This is a genomic window from Rhodanobacter sp. UC4452_H20, assembly GCF_052978205.1.
Genome location: NZ_CM129662.1, coordinates 417292 through 432412, shown reverse-complemented (window position 1 = coordinate 432412; position 15121 = coordinate 417292). Strand labels below are relative to the sequence as shown.

General features: G+C 69.7%; 16 protein-coding genes. 2 read left to right on the top strand and 14 right to left on the bottom strand.

Annotated features, from left to right (window positions below):
• Positions 1-7: 7 nt before the first annotated feature.
• The 4 genes from ACVCMC_RS01955 to ACVCMC_RS01940 are packed head-to-tail and all read right to left on the bottom strand — an operon-like array spanning position 8 to position 2434.
• The gene (locus ACVCMC_RS01955; protein ID WP_447098483.1) at positions 8-862 is read right to left on the bottom strand and encodes a sulfurtransferase; all 855 of its coding nucleotides are present in this window, start codon (positions 860-862) and stop codon (positions 8-10) included.
• Entirely contained in the window at positions 859-1452 is a 594-nt protein-coding gene (locus ACVCMC_RS01950; RefSeq protein ID WP_395119547.1) for an NUDIX hydrolase, read from the bottom strand. The genes ACVCMC_RS01955 and ACVCMC_RS01950 overlap by 4 nt, the downstream gene beginning before the upstream one ends.
• Positions 1449-1637: a DUF1289 domain-containing protein gene (locus tag ACVCMC_RS01945; RefSeq protein WP_395119548.1), complete on the bottom strand. Its 189-nt coding sequence runs from the start codon at positions 1635-1637 to the stop codon at positions 1449-1451. Before ACVCMC_RS01945 ends, ACVCMC_RS01950 begins: the two co-directional genes overlap by 4 nt.
• Before the next feature lie 35 nt (positions 1638-1672).
• The gene (locus ACVCMC_RS01940; protein WP_447098482.1) at positions 1673-2434 is read right to left on the bottom strand and encodes an FKBP-type peptidyl-prolyl cis-trans isomerase; all 762 of its coding nucleotides are present in this window, start codon (positions 2432-2434) and stop codon (positions 1673-1675) included.
• A gap of 116 nt (positions 2435-2550) precedes the next feature.
• Between ACVCMC_RS01940 and ACVCMC_RS01935 the strand changes: the two genes are divergently transcribed.
• The gene (locus tag ACVCMC_RS01935) at positions 2551-3333 is read left to right on the top strand and encodes an enoyl-CoA hydratase/isomerase family protein (protein ID WP_447098481.1); all 783 of its coding nucleotides are present in this window, start codon (positions 2551-2553) and stop codon (positions 3331-3333) included.
• Positions 3334-3354: 21 nt separating this feature from the next.
• Here the strand turns inward: ACVCMC_RS01935 and ACVCMC_RS01930 are convergent, their stop codons facing one another.
• The 5 genes from ACVCMC_RS01930 to ACVCMC_RS01910 form a co-directional block, all read right to left on the bottom strand.
• Positions 3355-4284 carry a DUF1684 domain-containing protein gene (locus ACVCMC_RS01930; protein WP_447098480.1) on the bottom strand — a complete coding sequence of 310 codons (930 nt, stop codon included), beginning with the start codon at positions 4282-4284 and terminating at the stop codon, positions 3355-3357.
• A gap of 136 nt (positions 4285-4420) precedes the next feature.
• A complete protein-coding gene (gene mutL, locus ACVCMC_RS01925; RefSeq protein WP_447098479.1) occupies positions 4421-6214 on the bottom strand; it encodes a DNA mismatch repair endonuclease MutL in 1794 nt (597 codons plus the stop codon).
• Positions 6215-6249: 35 nt separating this feature from the next.
• Positions 6250-7710 carry an N-acetylmuramoyl-L-alanine amidase gene (locus tag ACVCMC_RS01920; RefSeq protein ID WP_447098478.1) on the bottom strand — a complete coding sequence of 487 codons (1461 nt, stop codon included), beginning with the start codon at positions 7708-7710 and terminating at the stop codon, positions 6250-6252.
• 180 nt (positions 7711-7890) lie between these two features.
• Positions 7891-8352 (bottom strand): tRNA (adenosine(37)-N6)-threonylcarbamoyltransferase complex ATPase subunit type 1 TsaE, encoded by a 462-nt coding sequence (tsaE, locus tag ACVCMC_RS01915; protein WP_447098477.1) that lies wholly within the window; start codon positions 8350-8352, stop codon positions 7891-7893.
• Positions 8353-8360: 8 nt separating this feature from the next.
• A complete protein-coding gene (locus tag ACVCMC_RS01910) occupies positions 8361-9851 on the bottom strand; it encodes an NAD(P)H-hydrate dehydratase (RefSeq protein WP_447098476.1) in 1491 nt (496 codons plus the stop codon).
• A gap of 41 nt (positions 9852-9892) precedes the next feature.
• Between ACVCMC_RS01910 and queG the strand changes: the two genes are divergently transcribed.
• Complete coding sequence (gene queG / locus ACVCMC_RS01905) at positions 9893-10975, top strand: tRNA epoxyqueuosine(34) reductase QueG (protein ID WP_447098475.1); 1083 nt, start codon at positions 9893-9895, stop codon at positions 10973-10975.
• 51 nt (positions 10976-11026) lie between these two features.
• Here queG and panD read toward each other — a convergent pair whose 3' ends face one another.
• The 5 genes from panD to pcnB form a co-directional block, all read right to left on the bottom strand.
• The gene (panD, locus tag ACVCMC_RS01900) at positions 11027-11419 is read right to left on the bottom strand and encodes an aspartate 1-decarboxylase (protein ID WP_136258177.1); all 393 of its coding nucleotides are present in this window, start codon (positions 11417-11419) and stop codon (positions 11027-11029) included.
• A 97-nt stretch (positions 11420-11516) separates the two neighbouring features.
• On the bottom strand, positions 11517-12362 hold the full coding sequence (gene panC / locus ACVCMC_RS01895) for a pantoate--beta-alanine ligase (RefSeq protein ID WP_447098474.1): 846 nt from the start codon (positions 12360-12362) through the stop codon (positions 11517-11519).
• Positions 12363-12379: 17 nt separating this feature from the next.
• Positions 12380-13210, bottom strand: a complete 831-nt coding sequence (gene panB / locus ACVCMC_RS01890; RefSeq protein WP_395119557.1) for a 3-methyl-2-oxobutanoate hydroxymethyltransferase — start codon at positions 13208-13210, stop codon at positions 12380-12382.
• Positions 13211-13243: 33 nt separating this feature from the next.
• Positions 13244-13729, bottom strand: coding sequence for a 2-amino-4-hydroxy-6-hydroxymethyldihydropteridine diphosphokinase (gene folK / locus ACVCMC_RS01885; protein WP_395119558.1), 486 nt, complete (start codon positions 13727-13729; stop codon positions 13244-13246).
• Positions 13726-15081 carry a polynucleotide adenylyltransferase PcnB gene (gene pcnB / locus ACVCMC_RS01880; RefSeq protein ID WP_447098473.1) on the bottom strand — a complete coding sequence of 452 codons (1356 nt, stop codon included), beginning with the start codon at positions 15079-15081 and terminating at the stop codon, positions 13726-13728. The genes folK and pcnB overlap by 4 nt, the downstream gene beginning before the upstream one ends.
• Positions 15082-15121 lie beyond the last annotated feature (40 nt).

Here is a 15121-nt window from a genome sequence, read left to right as displayed (position 1 = left end):
TCTCCGCTCACGCCTCGCCTGTTGCCACTGGTCGCGACGGGTCGCTGACCCAGCCGCTCCACGATGGCGCGTACAGCCGCGAGCCGTGCAGGCCGGCGTGTTCCATCGCCAGCAGGTTGTGGCAGGCGGTGACCCCGGAGCCGCACATGTGCACCACCTGCGAGGGTTCGGTGGCACCGAGCACGGCGGTGAACTCGGCACGCAACTGCACCGCCGGCTTGAAGTGGCCATTGGCATCGAGGTTGTCGGCGAACGGGCGGTTCAGCGCGCCGGGAACGTGGCCGGCGGCGCGGTCCAGCGGCTCGGTATCCCCGCGGTAGCGCGGCGCGCCGCGCGCGTCCAGCAGTTGGCCCGAGGCGCCATCGGCGACGGCCCGGTGATCGAGCAGCAGCTGGCTGGCGTCGTAGCGCAGCGAAACATCGCTGGACGGTCGCGGCGCGGGCTCGCCGCGTTCGACGGGCTTCCCCGCCGCCGTCCAGGCGGCCCAGCCGCCATCCAGCACCGCGGCGGGAATGCCCGTCAGGCGCAGCAGCCACCAAAGCCGCGCGGCCGCCAGCGCGCCGCCGGCGGCGTCATAGGCCACCACCTGCATGCCGTCGCGCCAGCCCCAGCGCGACAGCAATGCGCTGAACGCCGCCTCCAGCGGCAGCGGGTGGCGGCCCAGACCTTCGGCCTGGCGCGACAGGTCGGACAGGTCGCGATCGAGACTGGCGTAGATTGCGCCGGGCACATGGCCCTGCGCGTAATCACGCGCGCCGCCAGCGGGGTTGGAAAGCTCGAAGCGGCAATCCACGATCAGTACGTCGCGTGGCGTCAGCGCGGCCAACGCGTCGACGTCGATCAGGGTAGTTTTCAGGCTCATGTGCGGTCCATCCTCTCCAGCAGGTTGCAAAGCATCGCGGCGGTGGCGCCCCAGATGCGGTGTCCGGCGTGGACGAATTCCACCATCGGCCGCTGCTGCCCACGGAACTCCATCGTGTAGCGACGCAGGTTGGCCGGGTCGAACAGGAACGTCAGCGGCACCTCGAACACCTCGGCCACTTCATCGGGCGACGGATACAGGCGGGCCTCGGCCGCGATGCTCGCCACCACCGGCGTGACGCTGTAGCCGCTGATCGTCTCGAAGCGATCGAGGAAACCCAGCGGCTTCACCAGCGCGCGACTCAGGCCGATCTCCTCCTCGCTCTCGCGCAGCGCGGTATCCACGGCATCGGCATCCCGCGGCTCGCTGCGCCCGCCCGGAAACGCCACCTGGCCGGCATGTGCCGGCAGGCGCGCGTCGCGCACGGTAAACACCAGCCGCGGCTGCACGCCTTCGCGGATGCCGAGCAGCACGGCGGCCGGCAGGCGCGCCTGGTCGCCGAGCCATTCGTTCACCTCGGCGTGGTTCCAGGCCGGACCTTCGGGCGGCGCGGACAAGGGCCGCAGCGCCTGCACCAGGGTATCCATCATGGCCGGCGACCGGGCAGCAGCACGTCCATCACGTGGCGGCGTTCGGGATCGCTCATCGCGCGCCAGCGGCCGATTTCCTCGCCGCTGCGGCGGCAGCCGATGCAGTAGCCGTGGCTGTCCAGTCGGCACACGCCGGTACAGGGAGTCAGGGGCGGAACTGGCTGCGGCGCGGGATCGTTCGGCATGTCGGCGCATGTTAGCACCGGCCGGATTCAGCCCCTCAGCCCCGCGGCGGCTTGATCTCGATCAGTTCGATCACGAACTGCAGCGCCTCGTTGGGCCCGATGCGCGGCAGCGCGCCCTCCTCGCCGTATGCGAGCCGCGAGGGGATCACCACCTTCCAGCGATCGCCCACGCGCATGCGCGGGAGCACGTCGCGCCAACCGGGAATGACCTGGTCGACCGCGATCGTCGCTGGCGCGCCATGCGCCCAGGTGCTGTCGAACTCGGTACCGTCCACCAGCATGCCGCGGTAGTTCACCACCACCGTGCTGGTCAGGCTCGGGTGCACCGTGCCGCTACCCTGGTGCACCACCGCGTACTGGATGCCGGAAGGCAGCTGCACCACGCCCGGCTTCTTGCGGTTTTCCGCCATGAACGCCGCGCTCTTGCTCGCGTTCGCCGCAGCGATGCGCTTGAACTCGGCCAGGGCGTCGCTGTGCATCTGTTGCTGCAGGCGTTGCAATTGCGCCTGCATCTCGCCAATCGGCACGCGCGGCTGGTGACGCGCGTAGGCGTCCGCGATCGCGCGCTGCAGGGTGGACAGATCCACCTCGGGCGAGCCGCCGGCGAAGCGGCTGCCGATCTGGTAGCCGATCGCATAGGACAACTTGACCTTGTCGGGTTTCGCCGTGCTGGCGGCTTGCGCGGGCGCGCCAGCCTGTGCCGCATGCGCCGGCAGCATGCCACCCGGCAACACGCCGATCAGCAGCCACGCCGCCAGATGTGTCACGCCTTTCGCCATCGAATCCATGCCCGCCATGGTGAGGTATCGCGGCCCCGCACGCGTGCCGCTGATGCATACGCGAGTTGAGAACCCCGCCATCGGCAAAGGTTCCCGCTGCTACCATCGGCGGCCTGCACTCACAGGAACCGGCCATGGCCTATCGCAATCTGGAACTCGACAACCGCGGTGCGGTGCGCACGATCGTAGTGAACCGCCCCGACAAGCTCAATGCGCTGGATCGGCAGACGCTCAACGAGCTGACGCTGGCCTTTGCCCAGGCCGCGCAGGACGACGCCGTGCGCGTGGTGGTGCTCGCCGGCGCCGGCGAAAAGGCGTTCGTGGCCGGCGCCGACATCAGCGAGATGAGCGGCTGCAGCAGCGTGCAGGCGCAGGCGTTCTCGCGCGCCGGGCAGCGCCTGATGAGCAGCATCGAACGGCTGGGCAAACCGGTGATCGCGCGCGTGCAGGGTTTCGCGCTGGGCGGCGGCATGGAGCTGGCGATGGCCTGTCACCTGCGCGTGGCCAGCGAAAAGGCGAAGTTCGGCCAGCCGGAAATCAACCTCGGCCTGATCCCCGGCTTCGGCGGCACCCAGCGCCTGCTGCGCCTGGCCGGGCGCAGCGCCGCGCTGGAACTGTGCCTCACCGGCACCCCGGTCAACGCGCAACGCGCGTACGAACTGGGCATCATCAACCGCGTGGTGGCACCCGAGGCGCTGGACGAAACCGTGGAAGCGCTGGTCGACCAGCTCGCCGCCGCCGCGCCGCTGGCCGCCGCCGGCATCCTCGATGCCGTGCTGCAAGGTGGCGAGACGTCGCTCGACCAGGGGCTGGAATTCGAGACGCAGGGTTTCGCGCTGATGTTCTCCACCGAGGACATGCGCGAGGGGACGCGCGCGTTCCTGGAGAAGCGCAAGGCCGCGTTCAAGGGGCAATGAGCCCCCCGACAAAGTTACGGGTCAGTGCCCGCCGCGGTATTTCTTTTCGCCGGCGGTGATGGCGACGTCCAGCCGGTTCTCCGGTGGCGCCAGCGGACAAGTCGCGAACGAGGTGAACGCGCAGGGCGGGTTGTAGGCCTTGTTGAAATCCAGCACCACCTTGCCCGGATGGTCGAGACCGCCGGCAGGCAGCGCGGCGTAGAGGAAACGCGCGGCGCCGTAGGTTTCCTTGCCGGAGGTGCGATCGGCCAGCACGAAGAACAGCTCGCCGCCCGGTTCCTCCTGGTACGGCAACAGCTCGAAGGTGTGGCCGTCGCGCTGGAACACCGCCTTGCCGGGCACCTTGACCGTGTCGATGGTGCCGATCACCGAGCCCATCGCCAGGTCGTGCGGTGGCGTGAACGGGACCCAGTCGGCCTCGATGCGCCAGGCGTCGTCGATCGGGAAATAGTCGATGCCGAGAAAATGCCGGCGCGACTCGGCGTCCTCGTCCTTCACCCGCAATGCCTTGCGGCCATCGCGCTCGATCACGTAGAAGCTGGCCTTGCCGAAACGCACGGTGGTGGGATCGGCATCGGCGGCGGCGTGCATGTCGTCGACCAGCGCGGCTTCGGTCACGGCCTTGCCGTCGACGGTGGCGCCGCTGGCCGGGTCGAGCGCCAGGTGCAAGCCGCCATCCGGCGCCAGCGTCACCGTACCCAGGTGCGCGGGACCGGCCTTCAGCACGATGTCGTTGTCGGCGGCGCAGCCCACGCGGTTGGCGCCCTCGTTCAACCATTCCAGCCCGATCAGGCTGAGCCATCCCGTCGGCGCGGTGAGCCGCGCCACGCGGGCGGCGCGCCATTGCTCGATCTGCTGCGTGTAGGTGGCGCTGGGTGACGGGACATCGGCGGCAGACACGGTGGCAACTCCGGAAAGCATGGCAAGGACGAAGGCGGCGGTACGCAACATGGGGACGATCCCGCATCGGTGAAAGCATCGAGTATGCGCAGCAGCGCGCGCCGTCGGCAAGCCGCCGTCCGAAACGGCCCCGAGCCCCGGCGTGACGCGCAGCGCCCTTGCTCCCGCGAATCCCCAACCCCGGCTCTCACCGCCCCCGCATGAACAACTTGTCCAACTCGCCCAAAGACAACTGCGCCCACGTTGGCCGCCCGTGATTGCACTGGCCGGAGCGCTCGGTCTCTTCCATCTCGCGCAGCAGCGCGTTCATTTCCGGCAGGGTCAGGCGGCGCCCCGCGCGCACCGAGCCGTGGCAGGCCATGGTGGAAAGCAGTTCGTTCTCCAGCTCCTGCAGGCGGCGCGAGCTGCCGTGCTGGGCCAGTTCGGCCAGCACGTCGCGGGCCAGTTGCGCCACGTCGGCCCCGTCGAGCAGCGCGGGGATGCGCCGCACCACGACGCCCGACGGGCCGCTGCGCGAAAGCTCCAGGCCCCACTCGGCCAGCGCGTCGGCATGTTCCTCGGCGGCGGCGGCCTCCCTTGCGCTCACCGCGATGCCGAGCGGCACCAGCAGCAACTGCGAACGCAGGTTGCTGCACACGCGACCGGCCTTGAGCTTCTCGTAAGTGATCCGCTCGTGCGCCGCATGCATGTCCACCAGCACCAGCCCGGCAGCGTTCTCGGCGAGGATGTAGATGTTCTTCAGCTGGGCAATCGCGAAACCCAGCGGCGGCGCCTCGCCGGGTTCGGGCTCGGGCATCGGCACCGCGTTGGCGGCGGTGCCAAGCAGCGCGGCGTAATCGGCCAGCGGCTCGTCGCGCACGCCCAGCGACAGCCGGCTCTGGCTCGCGCTGGCCGGCCATGCCGCCGGCATCGGCATCGGTGCGGCTGCGGCCATGCGCAGGCCGCCCTCGGCCTCGTGCGCGGGCGACGCCACCTGCCCCGCGCGCGTCTGCGCCAGTGCCTCGTGCAGGGTGCGGAACAGGAAATCGTGCACCAGCCGCTGCTCGCGGAAACGCACCTCGTGCTTGGCCGGGTGCACGTTCACGTCGACCCCGGCCGGGTCGAGTTCGAGGTACAGCACGAAGGCGGCGTGGCGACCGTGGAACAGCACGTCGGCATACGCCTGGCGCACGGCGTGGGCGACGATGCGATCACGCACCAGGCGCCCGTTGACGTAGAAATACTGCGCATCGGCCTGCGCCCGCGACGCGGTCGGCAAGCCGACCCAGCCGGACAACTGCAAGCCGGCGGCGGCGTGCTCGACGCGCAGGCTGCGTTGCGGGAATTCCGCGCCGAGCACTTCGGCCACGCGCTGCAGCGCGGCCTGTTCGTCGCGCGCCGCCTTCCACACGCGCACCGGCTTGCCGTTGTGGCTGAGTCGAAACTCCACCGAACTGCGCGCCAGCGACAGCGACTTCAGCAGATCGTCGATGTGCGCGAATTCGGTGCGCTCGGCGCGCATGAATTTCTTGCGCGCCGGCACGTTGTAGAACAGGTCGCGCACCTCCACGCTGGTGCCCGGTGGGTGCTGCGCCGGGCGTGCGGCCTGCAACCGGCCGCCATCGACCTCGATACGGAAGGCGGCCTCCTGGCCGGCGGTGCGCGAGACCAGCGCGAAGCGCGACACCGACGACACCGAGGCCAGCGCCTCGCCGCGAAAACCCATGCTGGCGACGTGTTCGAGATCGTCGAAGCTGCCGATCTTGCTGGTGGCATGCGAGGCCACCGCCAGCGGCAGGTCGTCCAGCGCGATGCCGCCGCCGTCGTCGCGAACGCGGATCAACCGCGCACCGCCAGCCTCGATGTCCACCTCGATGCGCGTGGCGCCGGCGTCGAGGCTGTTCTCGACCAGTTCCTTGACCACCGAGGACGGCCGCTCGATGACCTCGCCGGCGGCGATCTGATTGATGAGTTCGGGAGGAAGCGCACGGATGTTGGCCATCCGCGGACTTTAGCAGCCTGCCGTCGGAAGACGGATCAGCCGGACGGGATCGTCAGCACCGCGCCGGCCTGCACGATGTTGCTGCGGATCTGGTTGGCGGTCTTGAGCGCGCCCACGCTGATTCCGTATTGCTGCGCGATGCCGCTGAGGCTTTCGCCGCGTGCGACCTTGTGCGTATCCGCGGCGCCACCCGTCGCCTTGACGGCGCTGCCGGCGGACGTGTCGACGGTTGCCACGCGCACACCGCGGCGCCTGGCCGCCTGCGCGGCGAACCAGGTGCCCGGCGGCGGCGTCGATTCGAAATAGTTCCTGACGCCGGACATCACCGCGTTGGCCAGCAGCTTCTGGTGCGACGGGTCGCGCAGCTTGCGCTCTTCGGCCGGGTTGCTGATGAAGGCCGTCTCCACCAGGATCGAAGGCACGTCGGGCGAACGCAGCACCACGAAGTTGGCGCGCTCGACATGGCCACGATGGGTCGGGCCGAGCTTGGCCAGCGCGCGCAACACATTGCCGGCCACCTCGTCGCTGGCCTGGATCGCCCAGCCCTGCTGCAGGTCCAGCAACACCTTGGCGAGGCCGTCGTCCTTGTCGTCCAGGCTGATGCCGCCGATCAGGTCGGCGCGGTTCTGCCCGTCGGCGAGCCAGCGCGCAGCCATGCTGGTCTTGCCGCGCGGCGACAGCACCCACACCGACGAGCCGCGGGCGTCGTCGCTGGTGAAGGAGTCGGCATGGATCGACACGAACAGGTCGGCGTTGTGCTCGCGGGCGATTTCGTAGCGGCGCTTGAGCGGGATGAAGGTATCACCATCGCGAGTCAGCACCGCCTTCATGCCGGGCTGCCGGTTGATCTCGGCAGCGAGGTCGCGCGCCACCGCCAGGGTGACGTTCTTCTCCAGCGTGCCGGCCGGACCGTGGGCGCCCTGGTCCTTGCCGCCATGGCCGGCGTCGATCGCCACCACCACGGCGCGCTGTCCGTTGAGCATCGCCGCAGCCTGCTCGGCGGCGACCCGGCGGCTGCGCGTGGGGTTGCTGTAGTTGACGGTCGGGACCGGCGCGCTGGCAGCGGGCGCCTCGGCGACCGGCGGCTTGGCGCTCGGCGCGCTGCCCGGGTACAGATCCAGCACCAGCCGGTAATTTTCGCCGGCGGTGGGCTTGAGCACGAAACTCTTGAGCGTGCTGGCGGGATCGACCGTGGCGATCAGTTGCAGGTCGTCGCCGCGACGCGCATGGCTGATGCCACGAAACAAGCCTTGTGCCGCCGGCGCGGAGAAGCCGCCCGCAGCCTGACTGTCGCGCAGGTCCACCACGATCCGGCCGTCCTTCTGCGCGATCGTGTAGTGCAGCGGACCGTCCGCATCGAGCACCACGCGGGTGTACTGCGGACCTGCCCAGACGCGGGCGTCCTTGACCTGGGCGGCTTGCGCCGCGCACGGCAAAAACGCCGCCAGCATCACCGCGACGCCCCAACCGGCCAGCTTGTTCAGATAACCCCGCATGGGCCGCATTGAAACGCAGTCGCCATCTGAATGCAAGCGGGTTTTCCTTTTAATATCCGCCACCTGCAGTGCATTCATCAGGGGATATCAAGTTATCGGCCGCAAGTGCCACATTTCGAACAGCTCCCTGCCCGATTCGGCGACCGGAGAAAACCCAAGCAGAAATAGTCACTTGGAGTGTCAGGACAGGCGCGAGAGCAACTCGTCGCCACGCACGGTATCGGCACGCAGGACGGCCTGGCGACCGGTCCCGGCGTAATCGAGATGAACGTGGAGATCCGCCGCCGGCAAGGCGCCGGCACCGCGTTCGGGCCACTCCACCAGCACCAGCGCAGCCGGGTCGGCCAGCGTGTCCAGGCCCAGCCACTCCAGCTCGGCGGGGTCGGCAATGCGGTACAGGTCGAGATGCCAGGCCGGTCGCTGCGCGGTCGCATAGCCCTCGACCAGGCTGTAGGTCGGGCTCTTGACCCGCTCGCCCACGCCCAGCGCCAGCAGCAGGGCCCGGGCGAAACTGGTCTTGCCGGCGCCGAGCGGGCCATGCAGGTAGACCACCAGGCCGTGATCCAGCAGGCCGACCACGCGTTGCGCCAGTGCGGCGGTCGCGGCCTCGTCCGGCAAGCTGCGGGAAAGCTCGTTGGACATGGTCCCGTTCATTCGTCGGTTTCACAGGGAACGGCATTGCCGAGCCGCCGCAGCGGCAGCAGCAGGTCACTGGCCAGCAAGCCGCGCTCGCCCTCGCATGCGGCGAGGTCGCCGGCCCGCGCATGCAGGCCGACGCCGAGGCGTGCCGCCTGCCAGGCGTCGCAGCCTTGCGCGAGCATCGCCGCGACGATGCCGGTGAGCAGGTCGCCCATGCCGCCGGATGCCATGCCGGGGTTGCCCCACGGACAGACGTCCAGACGTCCATTCGGATCGGCCACCAGGCTGCCGGCGCCCTTCAGCACCACGACGGCATCGAAGCGCGCGGCCAGCTCGCGCGCGGCCGCGAAACGGTCACGCTCGACCGCCTCCACGGAACGGCCGAGCAATCGCGCCGCCTCGCCCGGATGCGGTGTCAGCACGGTCGGCGCGGTGAATCGCCGAGGCTCCTTCGCCAGCAGGTTGAGGCCGTCGGCGTCGAGCACCAGCGGCTTGCGGGCATCCAGCGCGGTCAGCCACAGCGCATGCGACCACGCGGACTGGCCGAGCCCCGGGCCGAGCGCCAGCGTGTCGGCACGCTCCAGCAGCGGCCGCAGCGCCTGCGGGCCGTCCACGCCGTGGGCCATCAATTCCGGTCGCGCGGCGTTGAGCGCGCCCACGTGTTCGGCATGCGTGGCGACGCTGACCAGGCCGGCACCGGCGCGCAGTGCCGCCGCGCCGGCCAGGTGCACGGCGCCGGCCATGCCCTGCCCGCCACCGATCACCAGCACATGGCCATAATTGCCCTTGTTGGCATAGCGACGGCGCGGCGGCAGGCTCGCGGCAACAAGCAGATGCGCGTCCGGCGCCACCTGCGCAAACGCACTGGCCGGCACGCCCAGCGTCGCCAGCTCCAGCACGCCCGTGCAGTCGGCCGCGCGACCGGTGTGCAGGCCGCGCTTGTCGGCGATGAAAGTGACCGTGAGATCCGCGCGGATCGCGGCACCGGGGCACTGCCCGCTGTCGGCGTCCAGCCCGGACGGCACGTCGAGCGCCAGGACGGGGATGCCGCTGCCGTTGATGCGTTCGATCAGCGCCGCGGCAGCCGGCTCGGGCGCGCGGTTCAAGCCGATGCCGTACAGCGCATCCACCTGCACGTCGGGCTCCGGCAATTCGTGCAGTGCGTCGACGGCATGCACTGCACCGCCGGCGTCCACCCACGCGGCACGCGCCGATGCGGCATCGCCGCGCGACGTGTCGGCCAGCGCCACCATGTCGACCTGCAGGCCCGCTTCGCGCGCCAGCACGCCAAGCAGGAAGCCATCGCCGCCGTTGTTGCCCGGGCCGCAATGCACGCGAAGCCTGCGCGCCTGCGGCCAGCGCCGGTGCAGGCTGCGCAGGGCGTCGCTGGCGGCACGGCGCATCAACTCGCTGCCGGAGATGCCCAGTGCATCCAGCGCGGCGCGATCGATCCGCCGCATGTCGTCGACGGTGTACAGGTCGCGGGGCGAAGGTTCGGACATGCGGCGAATTATAGGGGTGCGACTAGACTATGCGGATGTCCGTGTCGTCCGCTTCCGCCTCACCCGATTACGCCGCGCTCGCCCGCGACATCAAGCGCTGGGCGCGCGAACTGGGGTTTGCCGAGACCGGCATCAGCGGTGTCGACCTCGCCGAGGATGAGCGGCATCTGCAGCACTGGCTCGATGCCGGCCGGCACGGCGAGATGGAGTACATGGCCAGACACGGCAGCAAGCGCACCCGCCCGGCTGAACTGGAACCGGGCACGCAACGCGTCATCTCGGTGCGCATGGATTACGCCCCACCCGGCACCGCCAACGCCTGGGACGTGCTCGGCGACGGCGAAGCCGGCTACGTCTCGCGTTACGCGCTGGGCCGCGACTATCACAAGCTGATGCGCAACCGCCTGCAGAAATTGGCCGAGCGCATCCGCGCCGCGGTGGGCGAGTTCGGCCATCGCGCCTATGTCGATTCCGCGCCGGTGATGGAAAAAGCGCTGGCGCGCAACTCGGGGCTGGGCTGGATCGGCAAGCACACCGTGCTGATCAACCGTCATGCCGGCTCGTACTTCTTCCTCGGCGAGCTGTACACCGACCTGCCGCTACCGGTGGATGAACCGGCCAGCGCGCACTGCGGCACCTGCACGCGCTGCATCGAGGTGTGCCCGACCCAGGCAATCACCGGGCCGTACCAGCTCGACGCCAAACGCTGCATTTCGTATCTCACGATCGAGCTCAAGGGCAGCATTCCCGAAGAGCTGCGCGCGCCGATGGGCAACCGCATCTTCGGTTGCGACGACTGCCAGCTGGTATGCCCCTGGAACAAGTTCGCGCAGGTCGCCACCGAGGCGGATTTCGCGCCGCGGCACAGCCTGGACGGCGCGAAGCTGGTCGAGCTGTTCGGCTGGAGCGAGGAGGAGTTTCTCAAACGTACCGAAGGCATGGCGATCCGCCGCACCGGCTACGAAGGCTGGCTGCGCAATATCGCCGTGGCGCTGGGCAACGCGCCTCCCGGCGACTCGGTCGACGCCGCCCTCGCCAGCCGCGCCGACGATGCCTCGCCGCTGGTGCGCGAACACGTCGCCTGGGCGCTGGCGCAGCAAGCGGCCAAACGGCGCGCCGGCTGAATCCCGCGGTCAAGCCGGCGACGGCGCCGCCGGCAAGCCCGGGCCCGACCGTCAGGCAGCGGCCATCTGCTTGGGGATCGAGCGGTTGGTGTGGCTGATGTGGTTCCCTTCACCGGCGGCGATGTACACGCAGGTGGGCTGGAATTTCTCCAGCTCCGCCTCGTTCAGCTGGGCGAAGGCGGCAATGATGACGATGTCGCCGGGCTTGGCCCGATGCGCGGCACTGCCGTTCACCGAGATGATCCCCGAGCCTTCCTCGGCGCGCAGCGCGTAGGTGACGAAGCGCTTGCCGTTGTTGACGTTCCACGCGTGGATCTGCTCGTACTCGCGGATGCCCGACGCATCCAGCAGCAAGCCGTCGATCGCGATCGAGCCTTCGTAGTGCAGCTCGGCGTGCGTCACCGTGGCGCGGTGGATCTTGGCCTTGAGCATGTTCAGGTGCATGACGTTGTTCCCGCGGTGCTCCGCAAAGTCGGCGATTATCGAACCGATGGCGCTGCGCTGCAACATCAACGGCCCGCCCACGATATGTGCGGGCGGCTCAGTCCAACAGCAAGTTGTCGATCAGCCGGGTGCCGCCCAGCCGCGCGGCGATCAGCGCCACCAGCCCGTCACGCTGGCCATCGTCCGGCTCGGCGAGATCCCCGGCCCGGCGGATCGCCGCGTAGTCGGGCACGAAGCCGGCGCGGGTCAGCTGGGCTTCGGCCACCTGCTCCACGGCGCGCCAGGCGTGGCCCTGGCCCAGCAATTCGCGCATTTTCAGCAAGGTGTCGTGTATCAGCGGCGCCCGCGCACGCTCCTGCGCCGAAAGGTACTGGTTGCGCGAACTCAGCGCCAACCCGTCGTCGTCGCGCACGATGGGCGCGGCGATCACCTTCACTGGCAGCGACAGGTCGCGCACCATGCGCTCGATCACCTTGAGCTGCTGGAAATCCTTCTGCCCGAACACGGCCAGGTCCGGATTGACCAGGTTGAACAGCTTGCACACCACGGTGGCCACACCGTCGAAGTGGCCGGGCCGGTGTGCCCCTTCCAGCACGGCGGTGACCTGCGGCACGCGCAGGTTCACGCTGAGCGCGGCGCCGTAGGGATAGATCGTGGCGACCTCGGGTGCAAACAGCAGGTCGCAACCTTCATCGGCCAGCGCCGCCTGGTCGTGCACCAGGGTGCGCGGGTAGCGCTCGAAATCCTCGCCGGGGCCGAACTGGGTCGGATTGACGAACACGCTCGCCACCACCCGATCGGCACGCGCCCGCGCCAGCCGCACCAGCGACTGGTGGCCGGCGTGCAGATTGCCCATGGTCGGCACGAAGCCGACCGTCTGGCCCTTGCTGCGCCAGCCGCGAACCGCGGCGCGCAACGCCGGCGCATCCTGAACCGTTTGCATGGTGGAAACTCGTCAGCTCAGTTGAAACAATGTTCCGGCGCCGGAAAGGCACCGCTGCGCACGTCGTCCGCATAGGCGCGGATCGCCGCTGCCACAGAATCGCGGCCGGCGAGAAAATCCTTGCTGAACTTGGGGCGCTTGCCGGGCGTGACGCCGAGCATGTCGTGGATCACCAGCACCTGGCCATCGCAATGCGGGCCGGCGCCGATGCCGATCACCGGGATCTCCACCGCCGCGGTCACGCGCCGGCCCAGTTCGACCGGCACGCCCTCCATCACCAGCAATTGCGCGCCCGCCGCCTGCACCGCCAACGCGTCGGCCACCAGTTGATCCGCCGCGGCCTGTTCCCGGCCCTGGACGCGGAAACCGCCGAAGCGGTGCACGGATTGCGGGGTCAGTCCCAGATGCGCGCATACCGGCATGGCCCGCGCGGTCAGCGCGGCGATGCCCTCCAGCACGTGCGCGGCGGCGCCTTCGAGCTTCACCATCGCCGCACCCGCTTCACCGACCAGCCGCGCACCGGCCGCGAGCACGTGGGCGACGTCGCGATCGGCCATGAACGGCAGGTCGGCCACCAGCAAGGTGGCGGACAATCCGCGCGCCACGGCTGCGGTGTGGTAGACCATCTGGTCGAGTGTCACCGGCAAGGTGCTGGCGTGTCCTTGCACCACCATGCCGAGCGAATCGCCGACCAGCGCCACGTCGATGCCCGCCGCTTCCAGTTGCCAGGCGAAGCTGGCGTCGTAGGCCGTCAGCATGGTGATGCGCTGGCCTTGCGCCTTCATCGCGCGCAGGCCCGGCACGGTCACCGGCTTGCGGTCGGGGAGATTGGCGTTCTGCACGTACACGGGGGTTTCCTGGTCGGCGAGGGTGACTGCCGATTATGGCGCAAGCAGCCGCTCGCAACCGGCCGGGTCGACCCGCGCCAGCAGCTCGGCCACGCGCCCCTGGCCGGGCAGGTGCAGATCCGGTACGACATCGTTCAGCGGCAACAGCACGAAGGCACGCTCGGCCAACCGCGGGTGTGGCAGGGTCAATGCCGGATCGTCGCGACGCACGCCCTCGACATGCAGCAGATCCAGGTCGAGCGTGCGTGGCCCGTTGCGTTCGGCGCGGACGCGGCCGGCGCGCTGCTCGATCGCCAGCAGGTGCTGCAGCAGCGCTTCGGGCGACAGCGTCGTTTCCAGCTCGGCCACGGCATTGATGAAGGATGGTTGGTCGAGCACGCCCCAGGGCGGCGTGCGGTAAAGCGGCGAACGCTGCAGCAAGCAGGTGCCGGGCAGCTCGGCGAGCGCGTTGAACGCGTCGAGTACCTGCTGGCGCGGTTCACCGAGGTTGCTGCCCAGCGCCACGTAGGCCAGGGTCATTCGGAGGCCGGGTTGTCGCTGCGTTTGCGCCGGCGCCGGCGCGGGCGCGGCGGCTTGCGCACCGCCGGTGCGGGAGCAGCCTCTGCCGCAGCCGCGCCGCTGAGCACCGGCAAGGCCGCGGCCAGCACGTCCTGCGGCAGGCGCTGGGCGTGCGCCCACCACTGCCCCAGCTCACGCATCGCCGGCGATTCGTCGGCGCGCAACAACAGGAAATCGAACGCCGCGCGGAACCGCGGATGTGCCATCAGGCGGAACACCCGCTTGCGTTGCACCTGCTCGAAACGCGGCTGCAGCGACCAGATCTCTTCCATGGTGAAGGTGAAGCGCCGCGGGATCGCCACCCGCTGGCACTGTTCGCCAACCACCTTGGCAGCCGCGCGCGACCACGCCTCGGCGCTGTCCAGGCCGCGCTCGATGCCGAGTTGGGCCTCGTCGCGCACCTCGCCCCACAGCAGCACCGCGAACAGGAACGCGGGGGTGACCGACTTGCCTTCGCCGATGCGCGCATCGGTGTTGGCCAGGCCCTGCTCCACCAGCGAGCGCAACGCCGCATCGCCACGCTTGAGCGCGCGCGCGGTGGCCGGGAACAGGAACTTCAGCAGGCCGCACTGCTCCAGCATGCGGAAACTCTTCAGGCCGTTGCCGGACAGGAACATCTTCAGCGATTCGTCGAACAGCCGCGCCGGCGCGGCATCGGCAAGCAGCGGTCCCAGCGATTCGAAAGGGGCCGCCGCGGCGGCGTCGATGTGCATGCCGAGCTTGGCCGCCAGCCGCGCGGCGCGCAGCATGCGCACCGGATCTTCGTGGTAGCGCACCTCGGGGTCGCCGATCAGGCGCAGCACGCGATCGTGCAGGTCCTGCATGCCGCCGACGTAGTCGCGCACGGAGAAATCGCCGATGTCGTAATACAGGGCATTGACGCGGAAATCGCGGCGCAGCGCGTCCTCCTCGATGGTGCCCCAGATGTTGTCGCGCACGATGCGGCCGTCAACGATGTGGCGGTCGCCCTCGCCTTCCTCGCCGGTGCCGCGGAAGGTGGCCACCTCGATGATCTCCGGGCCGAACACCACGTGCGCCAGGCGGAACCGCCGCCCGATCAGGCGGCAGTTGCGGAACAGCTTCTTGACCTCCTCCGGCGTGGCGTCGGTGGCGACGTCGAAATCCTTCGGACGAAACCCCAGCAACAGGTCGCGCACCGCGCCACCGACGAGGTAGGCGGCATAACCGGCGTCGTGCAGCCGGTACAGCACGCGCAGCGCGGCCTTGCTGATGTTCGCCCGCGAAATGATGTGCTGGTCGCGCGGGATGATCCGCAGCGCGGGGGTGGGATCGGTGCCTGGTGTGGGGTTCAAGCGGTTGGAATCCTTGCGGGACGCAGGCGCCCCGTGCTTG